The organism is Altererythrobacter sp. Z27, from assembly GCF_052683155.1.
The window spans coordinates 1-20,711 of sequence record NZ_JBQYMC010000001.1; the positions used below are offsets into that span (position 1 = coordinate 1).

Below are 20,711 nucleotides of genomic sequence, written 5' to 3' on the forward strand. Positions count from 1 at the left end.
TCAGGGCTGACGATGGCGATCGGGTCAGGGCTGTTGAACGGCGTTACGTTCTGGATGCGCGAGCCGGTGACCAGAATTGCTTCCGACTCGGTTGAAACCTGATCGGCATCTTCGGCGACTTCGGCATCTTGTGCGAAGACAGGGCCGGAAAGCGCGACCGCCCCAAGTGCAACGCCCGCAAGAAGCGGGAAACGACCGCGTGACGCGGCTACAAAGCTTTTCATATTAACTCACCCCTGAGCTGTGCGGATTTTGCCGCGTTGATGGCCCGAGAGAAGCAAACTGAGCGACGGGAAGCAAGGCAGAGGAGGGGAAATTAACGGAGAAGGTGCGGTTTGGTTCCAGACTGGTGACCAAAATGCAACATGTGGCAACTTGCTCCATGCCAGCAAATGTGCCGTTGGCGGCTCAAGCGCCGGGCCGAGGCAGGTTGCTATTCTATCCGGCGGCCTTTCACGCCCATCTGGCCATCGATCCGGATAAAGTAGGAGCCGAGTGAGGCCTTCTTGAATTCGACGGAATCACCGACCTGCGGCGCGCTCAGTCGCGAAGGTACGTTGCTCATTTGCCAGACGCTGCCTTCTTCGATGGTTATGATCCAGCCATCGCGAATGCCCCTGACCCGCGTTATCGTGGATTGCAGCAGTTCAAGGTCATCCTTGCCGCTGAACAGGCCGAGTTTGGGCAATGTGAAGCCGAACATGCCGCGGCGAGTCTTTTCAAGCTGCTCCTTTTCGACGACCTGAACTTCGCCCGATTGCGTGGCGGCCACGATCGCACCGACCGATTTATCGAAACATGCGAGCCGCGCCGAGTCGTCGGCGATCGCCTGGCACGCGCGGAGTTCGTCGAGATAGCGATCCTGCGCCGAACTATCCTGTGCCGAAGCTGGATTCGCCAGCAGCAGGAAACCGATAGCCAGTGCGATTAACGATCCACGACGCATGCAAACCCTCTCCATCGAACGCTTTATCCGCCGGATCGCACATTTTGCCGCTCTGGCCAACTGTAGCAGCACGGCAACACGTGGCAAAATAGAGGCATCAAACTGCGCGTGCGACGTTGCGATATTGCGCGACCTTGTCCTAGAGGCGTCAAATTCGGTCGCTATTGTCCGAAGGTTTGTAGTGTGCGTCCTTCGGTCGCACGTTTTTCAAGGGGATTGGAATGTCCAACCGTTCAAACAAGGCTATGCTCCTTGCCGGCACCGTTATGGCGTCGGTCATGGCAGCCACGCCGGTATATGCGCAGGACGTCAGCGGTGCTGACGAAGAAGCTGCGCCGTCGCAAGCCATCGTCGTCACCGGTTCGCGTATTCAGCGCGTCGACCTGACTTCGACCAGCCCTGTCGCGGTGATCGCGGCCGAGGAATTCGAACTGACCGGCGCTGTGAACGTCGAGCAGGTCGTCAACACCCTCCCGCAGGTCCTGCCTGGTGTCACCAGCTTCTCGAACAACCCGGGTAACGGCGCTGTCACGCTGAACCTGCGCAACCTCGGCTCGACCCGCACCCTGGTGCTGGTGAACGGCCGTCGCTGGATGTTCTACGATACCAACCAGGTCGTCGACCTCAACACCATCCCGCAGTTCCTGCTTGCTGGCGTTGACGTTGTGACCGGTGGCGCTTCGGCCGTTTACGGTTCGGACGCGGTTTCCGGCGTTGTCAACTTCCGCCTCAAGGATGTCGAAGGCATCGAAGCTGGCGGCAGCTACTCGCTCACCGGCAAGGGTGACGGCTCGCGCTACGCAGCCAACCTCGCGATCGGTTCGGCATTTGACGATGGTCGCGGCGCAGTGACCATGTTCATGAACTACACCCGTCGTAAGCCGATCTTCCAAGGCGCACGCGCGTTCTCGCGCAATGCGGCTGCTGACGGTTGTATCGTTCCGGGCAGCACCGATTCCGCTACCGGCATCGGTACGCCGTTCCCGACTGGCACGACCGTTTCGACCTGCGACTCGCGCGGCGGTGAACTCGGCTTCGTAGCGGGGGGGTCGCCGACTGGACCTGTTGCCTCGATTATTGTTGGTGGTAGCACCTACAAGTTCGAAGACACCGGCGGCGCTGTTCGTCCTTTCCAGGACCCGGGTGATCTCTACAACTTCGCTCCGGCGAACTACTTGCAGCTTCCGCAGGAACGCTATCTCACGGGCGCTTACGGCCACTATGAGATCTCGGACGGCGTGGAAGTCTATTCGGAACTGAGCTACGTCAACAACCGCGTGGCGCAGGAACTCGCTGCTACTCCGACCGGCGTCTCGGCGCCATTGCTGATCGCCAGCCCGTTCTTCAATGCAGCCACGCAGACCCTGCTTCAGGCGAACGACGCTGACGGCGACGGATATGCTCAGACGACGGTCCAGTATCGCTTCCTCTCGGCCGGTGCACGTAACTCGGAACAGAACCGTGACGCTTTCCGCGTTCTCGGCGGCGTCCGTGGCAGCATCACCGATACCATCGATTTCGATGCGTTCTATTCGTACTCGAAGACCAGCAACCGCCAGCTGCAGCGCGGCAACATTTCGCGCAGCCGCTACATCCAGGCGCTGACCTGGGAGCTGAACGGAGGCACCCTCCAATGCGCCGACGCCTCGGCACGTTCGGCTGGCTGTGTGCCGATCAACGTGTTTGGTGACGGCTTGGCTGACCAGGCTGCTGTGAACTTCGTGTCGGTTGACTCGACCAACCTCCAGACCTCGTCGCTGCAGAACGCCGTTGCCTCGATTTCGGGCACGTTGTTCAACCTCGGCCTGGGTGCTGAAGACGTCGGCTTCGCGTTCGGCGCCGAATATCGCAAGATGGCTTCGGAATACATTCCGGACGAATTCCTCGCTTCGGGCGACGTGCTCGGCTTCAACGCCGGCCAGCCGACTTCGGGCTCGTACGACGTGAAGGAAGTGTTCGCCGAACTTCGCGTTCCGATCATCGAAGACGGTATCGTGCATCGCCTCGATATCAACGGCGCGGCCCGTTACTCCGACTACTCGCTTGACGCGGTGGGCGGCAGCTGGACCTACACCGGCGGTATCGACTTCGCTCCGATCCCGGACATCCGCTTCCGTGCACAATATGCCCGTGCGGTGCGTGCGCCGAACGTGGAAGATCTGTTCGGCGGCCAGTCGACCGGCTTCCCGAACTCAGTCGATCCCTGTTCAGACCGTGGTTCGGTGGCTTCGCGCACGACGGCGCTGCGTGACTTCTGTATCGCGATGGGCGTTCCCGCCGCGAACGTGTTCACCCGCCAGGTCCAACCGGCAACGCAGATCCAGGGCTCCTTCGGCGGCAACCCGGATGTGCAGGAAGAAACTTCGGATACCTACACCGCCGGTGTGGTGCTGCAGCCGAGCTTCGTCCCGCGCCTGAACGTCACGATCGACTATTTCAACATCAAGGTTGAAGACACGATCGGCGTTCTTGCTGGCGGTATGAACTCGGCCCTCGGCCTGTGCTTCAACACCATTCAGGACGCAAGCAATCCGATCTGCGCGGTCTTCGCTGGTAAGCGTGGCAGCACCGGTGCTCTGGGCCAGACGGCCGGTGGCGAAAACCCGCAGTTCCTTTCGGATAACGTGGGTATCCTGAAGACCAGCGGTATCGACATTCAGGCCGACTACTCGGTGGATCTGTTCAACGGCAAGCTGGGCTTCTTCTACCTCGGTACCTGGCTGGACAAGTTCCGGTCGATCCCGATCCAGTCGATCCCCGAGCGTGAGAACATCCTCGAAGGCGTGCATGGCCTGCCGAAGTATCGTCACAACGTTCGCGTGACCTACACGGAAGGACCGGCTCTGGCTTCGGTGCGCTGGCGCTATGAAGACGGCACCCAGTCTGGCCGCATCAACAACGTGTTCAGCGGCACCGACCGTGTTGGCACCGATCCGGCTCTGATCTCGAAGCCATATGTCGGTTCGATCAACTACATCGACCTGGCCTTCGGCTATGACATTGACGAGCGTCTTTCGATCAACGTCGGCGTGAACAACCTGTTCGACAAGAAGCCACCGATCATCGGTAGCGATGCAGAACAGGCGAACACCCTGCCGAGCTTCTATGACGTGCTCGGTCGCGACTTCTTCGTCTCGGCTCGTCTGAAGCTCTGATCGAAGTCTGACTGAATGAAGGGGCGGCGGGTCTTCGGATCCGCCGCCCTTTTCATTTGGGCTGTACAGGAAGTGCCGGCGGGCCTTGGCCCGGTATCGGTCCCGGCGGAATTAGCGTGCTGTCGAGGCCGTGACGTCGAAAGCGACGGTCATGCGATCGCCTTCGGTTATCGGCCGCGTTCCGTGGAACAGCGTACTCGGAAACAGGGCGCAAAAGCCCGGCTTGGGACGGATCGCCTTTAGCGGCTCAAGGCCACCGACCAGCTCGCGCGGAGGACGGCCCAATTCGAGCCAGCCTGGGCGTGATTCCAGATCGACCTGCTCAGGAACTTCGAAATAGCAGGCTGACGACAAAAGCCCTCTGGGGTGGATGTGGGTCGCGTGGCGACCCTGGCCTTGCAGCCTGATCGACCAGCTTCCGGTGATCGCCCATGGATACTCTCGATGGGCAAGCAGCGGGTGCGTCGGATCGAATGGGGGCAAGCCTGTGCGGTACTCCGCGAGCACGTCTTCAAGCGCATGTTTGAGACGAGCAAGCTCGGGTTCGATCCGCGCGAACAGCGCTCCTTTGGTCTGGCTGCCTTGCTTGACCGACTGGCCGATTGGCATGAACGAACTTCGGTGGAGTTCCAGCAAGCACTCGCGAATTGAAGCGAATACGCCTTCGCTCACAGGCAGAGCCACTTCCCGCACAAGGCCCGGTTGGCCATGCAGCCATTCATGCCTTGGATCTCCGAGCAGGCGCCAGCAGACATCGATCAGGGCCCATGCGGAGATGTCGACCATCTTCGGATCGACTATCGCCGCAAGCAGGTGCTCTGCCTCTTGGATACGCCCGATCCTCAGCAGATTGCGCGCACGCGAAACGGGCCATTCGGGCAGGCTGCCCTTCGCAAATTGGGCGAAGATTGCTTCGGCTTCGGCGCCTTGGCCCGCTTCTCCCAAAGCGATCGCCCGCGATAATGCGATCGGCTCGCTATCGGGCCATTGTGACGATGCCTGGGCCAGGACTTCCGCAGCTTCACTCTGACGGTCGACGCCCGACAGAGCCGCCGCCCAGGCGAGGTAAAGATCGGGGGTGATGTCTTCCTTGGCAGCCTGCGCGAAATGGCTCGTAAAATCGCCCCTTTCGCCTGCCCCCCAGCGCATTTCCGCATGGAGCGCGAGACCCTGGACCCACATCGGCAATTGCCTCACCAGTGCATCTGAACATTCGAGCGCTTCACTATGCCGCCCGGCTGCTGAAAGCGCCTGGATATAATCATGGAACAGCTGCGCATCGCCGGATGCGCGAGACAAGGCGAGCTCGTAATCCGCAACCGCGCTGTCCAGCCCGCGCTCTAGCGCCAGCCGCGCCTGGCCCGCGAGTGCCTTGGCATTATCGGGATCGAGCGACAGCGCTCGGGCATAGTGGTTGCTAGCCCACTCAAATTGCGCAGCCTGTCGTTCGGCATTGGCGCGGATCGTCCAATAACGGGCAGAGCGCGTGCTGCCAGCCTCATGTTGTGCGAGCAATTGCGCCGCACGTGCCGGTTGATCCATCTTCAGCAGTACGATCGCGGCATTGATCGCCGCTTCCTCGAGTTCCGGTTCCAGCGCCAGTGCCCGCTCGAACAATTCGAGCGCCTGGGCATCGCGCCCGGCACGCGCATGGAAATTGCCCGCGCTGTTGGCAAAGCGCGCGTCGCCCGGAAAACGCTCAAGCCCCTGTTCGTAAAGCGAAGATGCCGCCGCGTCGTCGCCGCTTTGGGCGAGTAGCGAGGCCTGCTGGGCCAGTGTCGGGGCGTCGCTCACGCCGGGCTTATCGGTCGCGGAGCCATCCGGTGATGGCGTAGCGCCCGATCGGCGCGAAGGAGGGTACAAAGGTAACCTGATGCGGCTGCGGCACGCGGAACAGGTTGAGCGAGTTGAAGCGCGGGCGGAAACCCTGCACCACATTGCCGTCATCATCGAGGAAGTTGAGGTAACCGCCCCAGTCCGGGTGCCAGTCGTCGATCGTGAAGTTCATCACATAGGCGACCCTCCAGCCATCCATCACATGGCTGTCGATATGCCGACCGAGGAATTGCTGCTTTGCGAACAGCGTGGCCTGCCCATCGGCCTTCACGAGGTGTTCGCCGGTGATGTCGCGTGCGAGGTCAAGGAATTCGGGTGAATTGACGTGCTCTAGGATTATCTCGTGCGGGCCGCCCGGCTCCCATCCTTGCTCCATTGCTTTGAGGATCGGGTATTGCGCGAAACGGAATGCGTAATCGCCCCGTGCCGCTGCTTCCTGTGTCGCCTCGCCAATCGCCTGCGCTCGTTGCTGGCCTTGTGGCGCTCTCATCTCATGCGGAAGGATCTGTTGCGGGCCGGTGAATGCGGTCCCTTCTGCCTGCATCGCAAGGCCCCAAGGGGTGCGGGTAGCCAGGATCTCGCGGATTTCCTCGGCTGTGTCGCGCGTCAGGAAATCGCGCACTTGGACACGGGTGTCGCGCGCGAAGGCTTCCGCCAGGGCCGAACGGTCCAGATCCGGATTAATTTCGAACAATTGTCGCGCCATGATTGCCGGAGGGAATAGGCGTCGGCCACCGATCTTGGCAAGTGAACCTTGGTGGCGATTGCCGTCAATTTCGGACTTGCCGTCTACGAGCCCGTTTTCAGCTGCGGCGATAGGACCGGAAATCGGCGAATGGCTGGGACTTGCCATCTTCGAATAGCGGTTCGTGGGCGATTACTTCAAACTCGGCGGATGCCATTGCCGAATCGAACCGCTTCGCGTCTGTCGTTGTCTCGCAAGCGGACTCCAAAGACGCGATGCGGCCCAATTCGTTCTGCGCTTTCGACACGATTGAATCGATCAGGCGAGCGACATTCGCTGGATGGTCACGAGCGCCCATCACCAGCGATTGCTTGATAGCTTCGGCAATGTTCCAAGCCACGGACTGGGGGCCATATGTGCGCGCCCCTTCCGCAGGAGCGTCGGCGATCTGCTGCGGAATCAAGGCGACGCCGGCCGATCTGAGCTGCAGGCTGCGCTTGGCGATTGCTGGCAGGTCCCGCTCTTCTAGTGCCCAGCGAAGCTGCTCGCGCTGCTTGAGGTTGTGCGCCAGGATCGGGCCATCCTTGCGGTGCGTCAGAATGGCAAGCGTGCCCCCTTGGCGCAGAACCCGCGCAGCCTCGCCAGCAACGATTTCGATATCTCCATACTCGAAACCGAACTGGCTCGTCACGGCATGAAAGCGGCCATCAGGAAAAGGCAGCGACTCCATCCTGATGCCGGGCCTGATCTTGGTCCCGCGCGGAGGCTCAGGAAGCTGTTCCGCCGAATCCGTGCCCGTCAGTTTCAGATCGCGTCTCGCCGCCAGCAGCCAGCGCATGACCTTGCCATCGCCGGTTGCAAGGTCGAGAACCTGCGCAGATTTGGGCAAGCTCTTGGAAAAAGAGTGCCAGGCAGCCTGCTGCGCCGCATCGATCAAGCGGTAACCGGCGGGAAGGCATCCGCTGCCTTGTCCGGCACTCTTGTTTGCAGCCCAGAATTCGTTCCAAGCGCCTTGGGAGGTCTTGCTCATTGGACCATTTTCGACTGGCCCAGCGTCAATTGCAACCGCCGTCGGCCCGATTGCACCGGCAGCAGCGCCGGGCGCGAGCCACCAACTTGATTAGTTGACGCAAACGTAAGCCGTGCCTAACCGAGTGGCGAATTGAAACGCGAGTGAGGAGTCTCCCAATGCCGACCGCCTATATCGTCGAAGCCGTGAGAACCGCAGGCGGGCGCCGCGGCGGACGCCTGGCCGGGGTGCACCCGGTCGACCTGCTCGCCAAGTCGCTTGATGCCATTGTCGAGCGCAGCGGGATCGACCCGACGGCAATCGACGATGTGGTGACGGGCTGCGTCAGCCAGGCCGGCGAGCAGGCGATGCAGGTCGGGCGCATGGGCGTGCTCGCGTCGAAGCTGCTGCCGCAATCGACCCCCGCGGTGACGATCGACCGCCAGTGCGGCTCCAGCCAGCAGGCGATCCAGTTCGCTGCACAGGCGGTGATGAGCGGCACGCAGGATGTGGTGATCGCCAGCGGCGTCGAAAGCATGACCCGTGTACCGATGGGCTCGAACGTGACCTTCCACATGAAGGAAGGCCTCTACAGCAAGGCCGCCGGGATCGAAGAGAAGTTCCCGGGCATCAACTTCAGCCAGTTCATGGGCGCCGAGATGATCGTGCGGAAGCATGGCTTCACTAAGGACGACCTCGACCGGTTCGCCTATTCCAGCCACCAGAAGGCGATCGCCGCGACCCAGGGCGGGGCGTTCGAACGCGAAGTGGTTCCGGTGGAAGTCGAAACGCCCGAAGGCACGCAGATGCACACGGTCGACGAAGGCATCCGCTTCGATGCCTCGCTCGAGGGCATTGTCGGCGTCAAGCTGCTCAGCCCTGAAGGCGCTATCACCGCTGCCAGCTCGAGCCAGATCTGCGACGGTTCCTCCGCCGTGCTGGTGGTGAGCGAGGAAGCGCTCAAGCGCCACAACCTCACGCCGCTCGCGCGCATCCACAACCTCACCGTGACCGCGGGCGATCCGGTGATCATGCTCGAAGAACCGCTGTTCGCGACCGACCGCGCACTCCAGCGGGCAGGTATGAAGATCGACGACATCGACCTGTTCGAAGTGAACGAGGCCTTCGCTTCGGTTCCGCTCGCATGGCTCAAGCACACCGGCGCCGACCCGGACCGGCTTAATGTCCACGGCGGGGCGATCGCGCTCGGCCACCCGCTCGGCGCTTCGGGCACCAAGCTGATGGCCACGCTGGTCCATGCGCTGCACAGCCGCGGCAAGAAATATGGCCTGCAGACGATGTGTGAAGGCGGCGGCGTCGCCAATGTCACCATCGTCGAGGCGCTTTAAGTCTTTCCAATCTGAGAGGAAATAACTGATGGAAATCAGCAGCAATACCCCTGCAGTCGTCACCGGCGGGGCCTCGGGCCTGGGTGCGGCAACCGCCCGCGCGCTCGCCGCAAAGGGCGCCAAGGTCGCGATCTTCGACATGAACGAAGAGAAGGGCAACGCCATGGCCGCCGAACTCGGCGGCGTGTTCTGCAAGGTCAATGTGACCAGCGACGAAGACGTAGACGCCGGTTTCGCCAAGGCGCGCGAAGCGCATGGGCAAGAGCGGATCCTGGTCAATTGCGCGGGCATCGGCAATGCGATCAAGACCGCCAGCCGCAGCAAGGAAGACGGCAGCATCAAGCACTTCCCGATCTCGGCTTTCGATTTCGTGATCCAGGTGAATCTGATCGGCACGTTCCGCTGCATCGCCAAGTCGGCTGCGGGCATGCTCACGCTCGATCCGCTGGACGAATTCGGCGAGCGCGGCGCGATCGTCAACACCGCCAGCGTGGCGGGTGAAGACGGCCAGATCGGCCAGGCGGCCTATTCGGCTTCGAAGGCCGGCGTTATCGGCATGACCTTGCCGATCGCGCGCGACCTGATGAACGAAGGCATCCGCGTCAACACCATCCTGCCGGGCATTTTCGACACCCCGCTGCTTGCTGCCGCGCCGCAAAACGTGCGCGACGCGCTGGCAGCTTCGGTGCCGTTCCCCAAGCGCCTCGGCATCCCGACCGAATATGCCAAGCTGGCGCTGTGCATGATCGAGACCGGCTATTTCAACGGCGAGGACGTGCGCCTCGACGGCGCGATCCGGATGGCCCCGCGCTAAGTCTGGCGCACGCGACCCGGCGCGGTCGCGCTTGCGGCCCATGGGGCCGGGACAATTCAAGTGACACGAACCCCCGCCAGCGATGGCGGGGGTTTTTGTTCGTCGGTCCGTTCGGGGGCGCTCTAAGACGAAGCGACCAAGGGTCCGTTATTGGGTGGAAAGCGGACATTGTCCAAATCGACCCAGATGCTAGCAACTTAATGCAGCTAAGGGCGCAGGTGGTGCCAATGCTTTTATCGAAGGATATCTTGCTTCGGTTGCATAGCTAATTACGAAGCTCTTGAAGGCAACGAATGATCGAAAAATTATTGAAGTACGTTTTTTTGAGAAGCTCGCTATTCCACGTGAACGGAGGCAGGCTCGGGCAGGCTCGGGCAGGCTCGCAAGCACTTCGACGTTGCTCTGAGCATGACGCCCAACAAATCCGATCTCATGAACGCATATGATGCGCGACTGTTGATGCTCGAAGGTCGACACGAGGCAGCAAGGGATCGATTCAGAGAAGTTATTGAATCAGTTTTAGATTCTGAAGACGTAAATGCAGCCTATATCGAGAGGTTTTGCCGTTTCATTCTCGCCCTTTATGAGCAGGATGCGAAAGCACGAGCTATGAAGTCTGAGGCGATGAAATTGGTGGCCGAGAAGAAATGTCGACGCCTTCTGCCTTTTCTTTCAGATCAATCAATTGGCTCGATTCTGGAGTATCAGAGGCAGGCCGACACCAATTTTGCGGCGCGCTCCCATGCCGGGGCCTTGCAGGCCAACCTCGAATACGATCCAACCGTGTGGCACTAAATTGCTTTGCGCGATCTAATTCTGGACTTTGGCATTTGGAGTGCGCCAACAGAAGGCTGAACGTCCGCAATTGGGTCGTTAGCAGACATTCACGATTTTCAGTGCTCTAATGTCCGAAAGTGGGTGGAAAGCGGGCGCTAGAGACATGAGATCGAAACTTGCCTAGCGGGGTGTCTGGCTCAAGTAAGTGAAGCCGGTGTTGCCTCCTCGCTTTCTGTAGCGCTGGTTAGTTCAGGGTGCCGGTCGACCAATACAGCTGCCGTCGCGTGAGCGGTCACGTTCAAGACAGTCTTGAAGATGTCGGGAATTGTTTCGACAACGAGCAGCACAACCACGAACTCGATTGGAAAGCCAACGAGTGCTGCCATGGGTGCCCAAGAGGCAAGGAATGTGGCGGCGGCTGGAAGACCAACCTTGCTCATTTCAATCAGGATTCCAACAATGCCAATCATCAGGAGGGTGCCGATACTCAGCGGCGGCAGTTCGTAAACCTGGGCGGCGTAGATTGAGGTAATGAGGAAACCCCAGGGGGCAATAAATCGGAAGATCACCGCTACCATCGGCACGGTAGCATCGATAGCTGCCTCCGATATTCCCATTTCGCGGCAACTCTTGATTGTCAGCGGCATGCAACCAGTCGAGCTTTGCGTTCCGATGGCAACCGACTGGGTTGGCAGCATGGCCTTTGCAAACCGATCTAGCGGTATCCTGCCGACGGTAACAGCGATCAGATAAATCACCGCAATCGCCATAAGAATCTGCGCTACTGAGAGTCCGATGTTGTGGGCCAGCCCAGCGAAGACATCCGTCCCGTGGTTGTGAGTGGTTGGGAGGATCAGCAGCGCGACGCCCAAGGGAGCAAAGCGCAAAACCCAATTCACGATGATGAATATCACATCGGCAAGCCCCGTGAGCGCGGCCACCAGTGTCTCCTTGCCTTTGCCATCTTCGAGCTTCGCCAGGGCCGCGCCGAAGACAAGGGAAAAGAACAGGACTGGCAGCAAATTGCCACTGCCCATTGCTGCAACAATATTGTTGGGCACGAAGGATAGGACCGCATCCGCCCAGGGCACGCTGGCAGACGGGATGCCTTCACCTGCCATGGCCCGAAGCGCCTGGGCCATGTCGTCGTTGATCGGGAAAAGCCAAAGTAGGCCATATGTGGAGAGTATCCCGAGTGGGATACCCAGCAGGTAAAGCCCGATAATGACCGTTATTGCTCGACGTGTCGCCCTGCCGCCGCCAGACAACCCTTGGGTTCGCAGGAACAGCGTCGACAAAAGGGCAAAGACCAACGGGAGAATGGTCATCTGGAGCGCCCTTAACCAAAGCTGCCCACCGACGGAGAGAACTGCGACCATGTCGTCCACGCGTTCGACCGTTCCGGCCGAGGGCAGGGCGAGGCCAATTGCGGCCCCTATTGCAAGCCCTACGAGTATTTGTGCCGCCAAGGGCAGTGCGAACAACTTTCGAAAAACACCCATACGACTTCCCCCACAGCCCAAGGTGCGAGTAAAACCGAAGCAAGGCAAGAAAACCGGTTCCTAAGGTCCACAATTGGGTCGTTAGCGGACATCTGTGAGCAACATCTCTCCCATCGTCATTCCCGCGAAAGCGGGAATCCATAAGCCAAATGGCGCTGACCCTCCGTGGATTCCCGCTTTCGCGGGAATGACGAGCTGTGGGTCGTTCCCTGATTGGCCGCTTTCCTACTCGCCCGCACATGCCCTATCGGTTTTGCCGATGACACGCCCCGCCATTTCGCGCCAAAGTGCACATGCTTGCAAGCGCAGGCATCCGGGCGGAATTTTCCTTTCCAGGACAGTGTCGCATGTGTCGCATAGCCGGGCATGGCAGGGAGTGAGATTGAGATGAACTACACACAGATCCTCGTCGACAAGGCCGATGGCATTGCCACCATCACGCTCAATCGCCCCGAGAAGATGAATGCGTTCACGCGCGTCATGATGGACGAGATCATCGCGGCGATGGACGATATCGATGCGGATGACGATGTGCGCGCGGTCATCTTCACCGGCCAGGGCGATCGCGCATTCTGCGCCGGCGCCGACCTTACGCCCGAAGGCGGCGGCCATGTCTTCTCCGATCCGACGCCGGTCGACGACCTTTCGGACGAGCGCGTGCGCGACGGGGGAGGGCGCTTGACGCTGCGCCTGTTCGACAGCACCAAGCCATTGATTTCGGCCTGCAATGGTGTTGCCGTGGGGGTCGGCATCACGATGCAGCTGGCGATGGATATCCGCCTCGCTTCGGACAATGCGCGCTATGGCTTCGTCTTCGCGCGGCGCGGGATCGTGCCCGAAGCCTGCTCGAGCTGGTTCCTGCCGCGGATCGTGGGGATCAGCCAGGCGCTCGAATGGTGCTACACCGGCCGCGTGTTCGACGCCGCGGAAGCCAAGGCGGGCGGGCTGGTGCGCTCGGTGCATCCGCAAGCCGAGCTGATGGACGTGGCGCGCGGCCTTGCGCGCGAGATCGCGGACAATACTTCGGCAATTTCGGTGGCGATGACGCGCGCGATGATGTGGCGCCTGCCGTCGGGCGACCATCCGATGGACGCGCACCGGATCGACAGCAAGGCAATCTATCGCCTGTCGCGCGGAGCGGATGCCAAGGAAGGGATTGCGAGCTTCCTCGAAAAGCGCAATCCGGCCTATCCCGGCAAGGTCAGCCAGGACATGCCCGATTTCTATCCCTGGTGGGACGAGGCCAAGTATCGCTGAGCGCTGAGCGGCGCACTTGCCAGCGCCGATGGTTGCATTAGAAACCGGATCAATGGACGCAAAGGTTAAACCCGGCGGGCGGCTGGCAGATTTCCTGCCATACCAGCTATCGGTCACTTCGAACGCGGTCAGCAGCCTGATCGCCGAGCGCTATCGCGTGCGCTTCGGGCTCAAGATCCCGGAATGGCGGGTGATGGCGGTGCTGGGCGATGCGGGGACGGTGACGCAGCGCGCACTCACGGACGCCACGCTGATGGACAAGGTGGCGGTCAATCGCGCCTGCAAGGTGCTTGAGGATCGCGGGCTCATCGCGCGCCGCCCGAACACCGATGACGGGCGCTCGCACCTGCTCGAACTCACGGCAGAGGGGCGCGCGATCCATGGCGAAGTGATGCCGCTCGCAAGGGAAATCGAGGCGGAAATCTTCTCGACATTGGGTGAGGCCGAATGCGAGCAGTTCCGCGAATTGCTGAGCCGGGTTTTCCGCCAGGCGGAAAGGATGCGGCCCGCCACGCGATCTTGACGCGTGACGGGCCGGCTCCGTCTGGCTCGTCCTAGTTACCCCCTTGGGACGAGCGGCGGTATGCCTTGCGCGGTTACGCCGCGCGGGTCAGTTGCCGCCTCCGCCCCCGGGAGGGCCGCCGGCGAAAGCGTCGGCGATCGAGCAGGCTGCCGGACCAAGGATCACGATGAACAGCACCGGCAGGATGAACAGGATCAGCGGAACGGTCATGATCGCGGGCAGGCGGGCGGCCTTTTCTTCCGCGCGCATCATGCGCTCGTTGCGGAATTCGGCGGACAACACGCGCAGCGCCGAGGCGAGCGGAGTACCGTAACGCTCGGTCTGGATCATGGTGGTGACCACGCCGCGCACCGATTCCAGGTCGACGCGATAGGCCAGGTTGTCGAAGGCCTTCTTGCGTTCGTTGAGGAAGGACAATTCGATCGCGGTCAGCGCGAACTCGTCGCCCAGTTCGGGATAGGCGCGGCCCAGTTCCTTGGCGACGCGGTTGAAGGCAGCGTCGACCGTAAGACCGGCCTCGGCGCAGATCACCAGCAGGTCGAGCGCGTCAGGCAGGCCCTTGCGGATCTCGTTGGTGCGCTTGGTCGCGATGTTCTTGAGATAGATTTCGGGGCCCTTGTAGCCGAAGAAGACGGCGGCGGAGAGCGCCATGACCTTCTTCATCTGCCAGTCGGGATAGATCTCGACGACATAGAGCAGGACGAAAGCGGTGAGGCCCAATACGATCGGCAAGACCATGCGCAAGCCGATGATCAGGACGGCGAGTTCCTTGTTGCGGAAACCGGCATGGGCCAGCTTCTGCTGGATCGCTTCGATCTGGCTCTGCTGGAGGACCTTCATGCCTTCCAGCTGCTGCTTCATCTTGTCGGTCGTCTGGCTCTTGCGAACCAGGCTCGTACGCTTTTTCGCGTTCGAAGTGACGATCCCTGCCTTGAGTTCTTCGCGCCGCTCGTTGAGCGACTTGACGCGCTTGGCCATCGGGTCCTTCACGGTGACCGCGGCGTAGATCGCCATCATCACCGCAAACGCCGCGATACCCGCCAGAATCGTCCCGATGACGATAACGTCGAAGCCGAGAAGCTTGGGTCCAGTGCTCGTGCTAAACATGATGTCCTGTTCCCCGCCTAAATTTCAAAGCTGACCATCTTGGCCATGATGAAGCCGCCAATCGACATCCAGACCATGCCGCCCAATCCGGTTACGATGAGCCGGTCATCGCTGAAGAAGCCACTCAAATAGGCCGGGTTGATCCACCAAATCATGCCGAAGACGACAAATGGCAATGCGCCGACGATATAGGCCGAAGCTTTCGATTCCGAGCTCATTGCACGGATCTTGAGCTTCATCTGTGAACGCTTGCGGAGAACATCCGAAAGGTTCGACAGTGTCTCGGCGAGGTTGCCGCCGGTTTCGCGCTGGATCGCGAGCGTGATGCAGAAGAAGTTGAATTCGGGAATGCCCAGCCGGTCGCCGGTTTCCTGGAGCGATTCCTCCATGGTGCGGCCGATCTTGATGCGCTCGACGATGGCCTTGAATTCCTCGCCTACGGGGCCGGGAACTTCCTGCGCCACCACCACCAGCGTTTCAGTGACCGGTAGGCCCGAGCGCAGGCCGCGAACGAGCAGTTCGATCGCGTCGGGAAATTTGGCGACGAAATTGTTGGTGCGCTTGTTGATGGTCCAGTTCACTACCATGTGCGGCAAACCGGCACCCACAACCATGCCGACCCCCAGCGAGAGCAGCAGAGCACCCGAACGCAGGTAGATCAGCACTGCAATGACCAGGGCGATGCCGAGTGAAGCATAGAGATATTGCGAAAGCGTCCACTTCTTGCCGGTCCGCTTCAGGCGCATTTCGAGCGCTTCGGCCCGCGAGCCGGCGCCTGCCACGCGGTGCACCTTGGGCTTGCGCGCGGCGATCGCCTTCTTGAGTTGCGATTCGACCTTGGTGTCGGTGCTTTCCGAGTGGCGGTAACGCACCGCCTGCAAGCGGCGGCTGCTGGCTTTGGACACTGAGGTGCCGGTCGCCAGGGAATAGACGCCAAACAGCAATCCCATGACTACCAGGCTCAGCAACAGGGTCTGAAACATGCCCATGCGATTGTCCCGCCTTTCGTTCTCAATTCAACGTGCGAAGGGGGCGGCGTGTCTGTCCGGTCTGCATATTTACCGGATGGGCACGCCATGCCCTTTTATTCGGCCGGCTCGTGAGCTGGCTGCGTCTTGTCCTTCTTCGCCATCAGCGATTTCAGGTCGAAGCTGCCCAGCAGCGACTTCTTGCCGGTTTCTCCCGTAGTGAAGTCGTCCGCGCTTGCGCCCATGACGCGTTCACCGATCTGGCGGATCACTGCGCTTGCCTTGCTCGAGCGGTTGGCCTGAGCGAAGGTCTGGCCCAGCTTGGCCGCATTCGCCGCCGCCTTGGCGTCGTACGGGATCGAAAAATCGATCTGGCGTTCGATCGAAGCTTCGAAATCGGCCTTGCTGATTTCGGCAATGCCCGATTGCACCTTGTTGGCGATGACCAGCGAATGCGCATGCGCAGCGTTGGTCTTGAGCCAGGAAAGGATGCGGATGGTGTCGCGCGCCGAGGCGAGCGTCATTTCCGCCATCAGCACCACCAGGTTCACGTCCGACAGGACATGCGGGAAGTTGATCAGCATGTTGCGCGGAAGATCGACCACGGTCATTTCGAACGCCTGGCGGAATTCCTCCTCCAGCTGCACGAAAGCGGCGCCGTCGGTCATCAGCGGCGAATTGATCGGTGCCTCTGCCGAAAGGATCGACAGATTGTCATTGGCGCGGATCATGGCGCGTTCGATGAACAGGCCGTCGATGCGGCTCGGATTGTCGATCGCATCGGTGAGGCCGCGGCCCGGCTCGAGGTCGAGCGTCAGCGCCCCGGTGCCGAAATGCACGTCCAGATCGAGCAGCGCGGTCGGCGACTTGTGCTCTTCGCTGAACATCCAGGCAAGCGAGGTCGCCAGCGTCGAAGCGCCAACACCGCCACGAGTGCCGATAATCGCGGTCGAAATGTGATGCTTGACCCCGTCGCCCTCCTGGTTGCGCGGTGCAGTGAACACGGCCTGGGCCTGGTTCAGAGCATCACGCAACTGGCCGGCCGAGAGCGGCTTCAGCAGGTAATCGTGGATGCCGCTCGCGAGCAGGTCGCGATAGAGACGCACGTCATTGACCTGGCCGATTGCGATCACGACTGTGCCGGGCTCGCAAACCTCGGCAAGGCCGTTGATGTCGTTGAGCGGATCGCCGCTTTCCGACAGGTCGACCAGCAGGATGTTCGGGCTCGCGCTGACACTGAGCGACTGCACGGCATTGCGCAGGCCACCCTTGTTGCACTTCTCCGGCTGCCAGCCCAGCTCGATCACCACCGGGCGCAGAACGTCCAGCGCGGCATCGTCGCAGATATAGGCGGCGAAGGGATCGCGGTTGCCGGCCATGCCGGATTTCCAGGGCGCGTTCATGGCTTAGTTACCTCCGCTTTCGGTTTTGGCGAGACCTTGGGTTCCGGTTGGAGCCTGCTCGCGATAGGAATTGATCGCTTTCGACGAACTCATGATCACGGTTTCACCCGTGCCACGCTGGCCTTCGAGCAGATCCTGCGGATTGGCGACCATGGCAGCGAGGTTGCTGTTGGTTGCACAACCATAGTTCGGGTTGGTCCCATTGTTGTAGTTCATGTCCGACTTGGCCGACCAGTCGGGGCAACCAGGGACCGAAGCGGTCGAACGGGTCAGCACGACGCGGGCATAGCCCGGCAGCATGGAGCCCGAAGTGACCGGCGCACCGGATTCGACCAGGATGCCGCGGCGTCCGGCAAGATCGGCCACCGCTCCGCGGGTCGCTTCGCTGGCGAGCGGATCGTCGATCGAAATGCGGTCGCCATAGCCAAGCTCCATCGCATCGAACCAGCCTTCAAGGCGCTGCTGCTCCGAAATGGTCAGCCCGCTTTCGCTGGTCTTCACGTCAAAGGTATAGCTGGTGCGTTCAACCACCGGCTGCTTGACGCTGTAGAGGCTCTTGTTCGTGGGCATGCCGCCACAAGCACCCAGCGCGAGGCCGAGCGAGAGGGCGAGGGCACCCGCAAGCTTGCTGTGATTTGCAAAGGGCATCGTTCTCACCTTTCCCGATTAGAGGCTGAAACCAGGAGTCGCGGCTTCAGCGCGGCGATCCTTGTTGCGTTCTTCGTCTTTCGACTGGCGCGGCGCGAGTGCGTCAGGGGTAACTCCGCCAACGCTCGGCGGCGGCACTTCCTTGTCGACCGCCGTCGCTCCGGGGCGGATTGCGCCGCTCTGGCCATCGTTCTCGCGATAACCGACAAGCTGCTCAAGCTCGCTCGACGTACGGAAGCCGTCGGTCGGCAGCTTGATGTCGCTGGCGTTGACCGGCTTCACCAGATACGGCGTCACCACGATCACCAGTTCGGTTTCGCCACGACGGAACGAGCGCGAGCGGAACAGATTGCCCAGGATCGGGATGTCACCCGCGCCCGGCGCCTTGTCGATCGTCGTCTGAGCATTGTTGCTCATCAGGCCGGCGATCATGAAGCTCTGGCCTGAACCAAGTTCAACAGTCGTTTCCGCACGCCGGGTCGTCAGAGCCGGGATCTGGAATTCGTCGATCATGACCGCGCCCTGGCTCGAAAGTTCGGAAACTTCCGGACGGACTCGGATCGAAATCCGGCCGTTGGCCAGCACGGTTGGTGTATAGGCGAGGCTAACCCCATATTTACGATATTCGATCGAAGTCGAGCCCAGACCCTGGCTGATCGGGATCGGGAATTCGCCGCCGGCAAGGAATTCGGCGGTTTCGCCCGAAAGAGCCGTCAGGTTCGGCTGCGATAGCGTGGTTACCAGGCCGTCGCGTTCCGCGAGGTCAAGTGCAGCGCCAATATCGAGGCCGAGCAGCTTGCCGAATGCCCCGATCGTGGTTGAACCAGATGCTCCGGTAACCAGCGAGCTGCCGGCCGGGCCACTGGTCAGGCCAACGCCCAGGCCACCAGGGCTGCCGGGCGTATATTGCGGCGAGAAAGCCCGGCCGTTTGTGATGCCGAACTTGAAGCCGCCGGTCTGGTCGACCGTGAGCAAATTGGCGCCGATGGTGCGAACCAGCGAGCGGCTGACTTCCGCGAAGCGCACCTGCAGGTTGACCTGCAGCGGCGTCGCCATCTTGAGGCGGCTGATCACATTGGTGCCGTCGCCGACGAAGGCCTGGACCAGGCGTTCGGCTTCAGCAGCATCTTCCGGGGCCGCCACAGTGCCGGTCAGCAGAATGGTGTTGGTTCCCATGGTCGCAACGCCGATCTTCGCTTCGGGCATCGCCAGCGCCAGCATCTGGTCGATGCTGTCGATGTTCGAGCCGACGCGGACATTGGCGGACCAGATCACGTCGCCGCGCGAGTTGCTGGCATAGATGGTGGTTTCGCCACCGGCCTTGCCAAACACATAGAGCTGGCGCTGCGATTTCACCTGCACATCCGCCACGGCGTCATTGGCGATGAACACATCGGCCATGGCACCGGGGATGGTGACCAGTTCGCCGCGACCGATCGAGATCACGATGTCGCTGGCAGGGCTGGACACCGACTGCGCGGTCGCAGTGGTCATCGGCACGCTCGCCAGCGGCGCGATGGCCAGGCTTGCAAGCAGCATTTTTGCGGTCAGGCGGCGTTTCATGGTCTTGCCCCTCGGTTGAATGCGATTTGCCGGGACGGCGTTGATGGCTTCGAATGTGCTCGTCATCGTCCGTCCCCTCAGTTGATCAGCAGCGAGCCGGCGACCGGCACGGTGCGGCCGGCGTCGTTCACGCCGCGCGCTTGCTGGTTCAGCAGGGCGTTCGAGCCGCCGCTCACCGGCACTGCGGTGGTCTGCTTGCCACGGGTCACGCGGACGACCGGGCCGGCGTTGGTGGCGACATAGGAAGTCGAGCTGCCGTCGCCCGAAGCCGAGCGGGGCGCTCCCCCGTTCATCGGCGGCATCGAACGGCGCTGGAAGCGCGAGACGTCACCACCGGTGCTGTAGCTCGAGCTGCGGTCATTCGGACGGCTCATTGCCGTGCGGATCAGCTCTTCTTCCTGCTCAGGCGTCGCATTGTCGGGGATCACGACGTCACCCGAAGCGATTGCGCGTTCGAGTTCGATCTGGTTGTCCGCGATCGAGCGCAGCGCCAGGCTGAGCGTGCCGATGGTCTGTGCCACGGCAACCTTCTCGGCGATCTTTGGCGTCACTTCGAGCGTCACGGTGCGGAAAGCACGGACGATGGTCTTGCCGTCTTCACCGGTGGTCTGCTCGGTCGACTGGTCGGTCGCGAGCACGCGCAGGTTGCGCATCACCGTTTCGGCAGCCTTGAGGTCTTGCCCTTCGTCACCCTTGACCGTCTGGGTCAGGACGAGGTCGACCCGGTCGCCCGGGAAGACAAAGCCAGCCACACCCGTCTTGGCCGAAACCGGAACGGTCACAGCGCGCATGCCGGGGCCAAGCGCCGCAGCCAGGAAGCCACGGTCGCCCGGGCTCACCAGCGAACCCTGGGTCACCGGCTCACCAGCCGTGATCGGGTGGCGCACGACAGTGCCGAGCAACTGGTTGATGTCCGCTTCGCCGTCGATGAAGTAGGCGTCCTTGACCAGCTCTTCAGGCCACTGCTGGAAGCTGATCGCATCCGCAGTGATGATCGTGCCGGTCGGCAGCGCGCGCTGCGCCACCAGAACCTTGGGTCCTTCAGGAACCGGTGCTGCCACCACTTCGGGTGCCGCGCTGCCGGCAAACATGCTCCGTGCTGCCAATGCGGTGCCGATCGCGATGACCAGCGCTCCAAGCAGCAAAACCAGCTTCTTCCTATCCATGGC

18 protein-coding genes are annotated in these 20,711 nt (G+C 61.4%); 6 read left to right on the forward strand and 12 right to left on the reverse strand.

Translation table 11 applies throughout. The features are described from left to right. On the reverse strand, nt 1–224 hold a 224-nt coding region (locus ACUJ47_RS00005), incomplete at its 3' end, for a hypothetical protein (protein WP_445536434.1). Between the two features lie 209 nt (nt 225–433). Next, a complete protein-coding gene (locus ACUJ47_RS00010; RefSeq protein WP_445536435.1) occupies nt 434–946 on the reverse strand; it encodes a hypothetical protein in 513 nt (170 codons plus the stop codon). Nucleotides 947–1,167: 221 nt separating this feature from the next. Between ACUJ47_RS00010 and ACUJ47_RS00015 the strand changes: the two genes are divergently transcribed. Continuing rightward, nucleotides 1,168–4,101, forward strand: a complete 2,934-nt coding sequence (locus ACUJ47_RS00015; protein ID WP_445536436.1) for a TonB-dependent receptor domain-containing protein — start codon at nt 1,168–1,170, stop codon at nt 4,099–4,101. A gap of 111 nt (nt 4,102–4,212) precedes the next feature. Here ACUJ47_RS00015 and ACUJ47_RS00020 read toward each other — a convergent pair whose 3' ends face one another. The 3 genes from ACUJ47_RS00020 to ACUJ47_RS00030 form a co-directional block, all read right to left on the reverse strand. Then, complete coding sequence (locus tag ACUJ47_RS00020; protein ID WP_445536437.1) at nt 4,213–5,895, reverse strand: 2OG-Fe(II) oxygenase family protein; 1,683 nt, start codon at nt 5,893–5,895, stop codon at nt 4,213–4,215. A gap of 7 nt (nt 5,896–5,902) precedes the next feature. Then, nucleotides 5,903–6,631: a 2OG-Fe(II) oxygenase gene (locus tag ACUJ47_RS00025; protein WP_445536438.1), complete on the reverse strand. Its 729-nt coding sequence runs from the start codon at nt 6,629–6,631 to the stop codon at nt 5,903–5,905. Between the two features lie 109 nt (nt 6,632–6,740). After that, nucleotides 6,741–7,559: a class I SAM-dependent methyltransferase gene (locus ACUJ47_RS00030; protein WP_445536439.1), complete on the reverse strand. Its 819-nt coding sequence runs from the start codon at nt 7,557–7,559 to the stop codon at nt 6,741–6,743. Between the two features lie 251 nt (nt 7,560–7,810). Between ACUJ47_RS00030 and ACUJ47_RS00035 the strand changes: the two genes are divergently transcribed. The 3 genes from ACUJ47_RS00035 (at nt 7,811) to ACUJ47_RS00045 (ending at nt 10,589) form a co-directional block, all read left to right on the forward strand. Then, nucleotides 7,811–8,980 (forward strand): acetyl-CoA C-acetyltransferase, encoded by a 1,170-nt coding sequence (locus ACUJ47_RS00035; RefSeq protein ID WP_445536440.1) that lies wholly within the window; start codon nt 7,811–7,813, stop codon nt 8,978–8,980. 28 nt (nt 8,981–9,008) lie between these two features. Continuing rightward, nucleotides 9,009–9,794, forward strand: coding sequence for an SDR family NAD(P)-dependent oxidoreductase (locus ACUJ47_RS00040; RefSeq protein ID WP_354144496.1), 786 nt, complete (start codon nt 9,009–9,011; stop codon nt 9,792–9,794). A gap of 408 nt (nt 9,795–10,202) precedes the next feature. Then, nucleotides 10,203–10,589 (forward strand): hypothetical protein, encoded by a 387-nt coding sequence (locus ACUJ47_RS00045; protein WP_445536441.1) that lies wholly within the window; start codon nt 10,203–10,205, stop codon nt 10,587–10,589. A 179-nt stretch (nt 10,590–10,768) separates the two neighbouring features. Here ACUJ47_RS00045 and ACUJ47_RS00050 read toward each other — a convergent pair whose 3' ends face one another. Next, nucleotides 10,769–12,073: a dicarboxylate/amino acid:cation symporter gene (locus ACUJ47_RS00050; protein ID WP_445536442.1), complete on the reverse strand. Its 1,305-nt coding sequence runs from the start codon at nt 12,071–12,073 to the stop codon at nt 10,769–10,771. Nucleotides 12,074–12,460: 387 nt separating this feature from the next. Here ACUJ47_RS00050 and ACUJ47_RS00055 point away from each other — a divergent pair, with 387 nt between their 5' ends. Both ACUJ47_RS00055 and ACUJ47_RS00060 read left to right on the forward strand, forming a co-directional pair. Beyond that, the gene (locus tag ACUJ47_RS00055; RefSeq protein WP_445536443.1) at nt 12,461–13,330 is read left to right on the forward strand and encodes a crotonase/enoyl-CoA hydratase family protein; all 870 of its coding nucleotides are present in this window, start codon (nt 12,461–12,463) and stop codon (nt 13,328–13,330) included. Between the two features lie 52 nt (nt 13,331–13,382). Further along, nucleotides 13,383–13,853 carry a MarR family winged helix-turn-helix transcriptional regulator gene (locus ACUJ47_RS00060; RefSeq protein WP_445536444.1) on the forward strand — a complete coding sequence of 157 codons (471 nt, stop codon included), beginning with the start codon at nt 13,383–13,385 and terminating at the stop codon, nt 13,851–13,853. 87 nt (nt 13,854–13,940) lie between these two features. On the opposite strand, the gene ACUJ47_RS00065 is transcribed toward ACUJ47_RS00060, so the two are convergent. The 6 genes from ACUJ47_RS00065 to cpaB form a co-directional block, all read right to left on the reverse strand. Next, nucleotides 13,941–14,960 (reverse strand): type II secretion system F family protein, encoded by a 1,020-nt coding sequence (locus ACUJ47_RS00065; RefSeq protein ID WP_445536445.1) that lies wholly within the window; start codon nt 14,958–14,960, stop codon nt 13,941–13,943. Between the two features lie 17 nt (nt 14,961–14,977). Then, a complete protein-coding gene (locus ACUJ47_RS00070; protein WP_445536446.1) occupies nt 14,978–15,949 on the reverse strand; it encodes a type II secretion system F family protein in 972 nt (323 codons plus the stop codon). 95 nt (nt 15,950–16,044) lie between these two features. Further along, entirely contained in the window at nt 16,045–17,331 is a 1,287-nt protein-coding gene (locus tag ACUJ47_RS00075; protein WP_445536447.1) for a pilus assembly protein CpaE, read from the reverse strand. Between the two features lie 3 nt (nt 17,332–17,334). Next, complete coding sequence (locus ACUJ47_RS00080) at nt 17,335–17,979, reverse strand: CpaD family pilus assembly protein (protein ID WP_445536448.1); 645 nt, start codon at nt 17,977–17,979, stop codon at nt 17,335–17,337. Nucleotides 17,980–17,997: 18 nt separating this feature from the next. Then, entirely contained in the window at nt 17,998–19,542 is a 1,545-nt protein-coding gene (locus tag ACUJ47_RS00085) for a type II and III secretion system protein family protein (RefSeq protein WP_445536449.1), read from the reverse strand. 77 nt (nt 19,543–19,619) lie between these two features. Beyond that, complete coding sequence (gene cpaB, locus ACUJ47_RS00090) at nt 19,620–20,708, reverse strand: Flp pilus assembly protein CpaB (RefSeq protein ID WP_445536450.1); 1,089 nt, start codon at nt 20,706–20,708, stop codon at nt 19,620–19,622. Nucleotides 20,709–20,711: the final 3 nt, after the last annotated feature.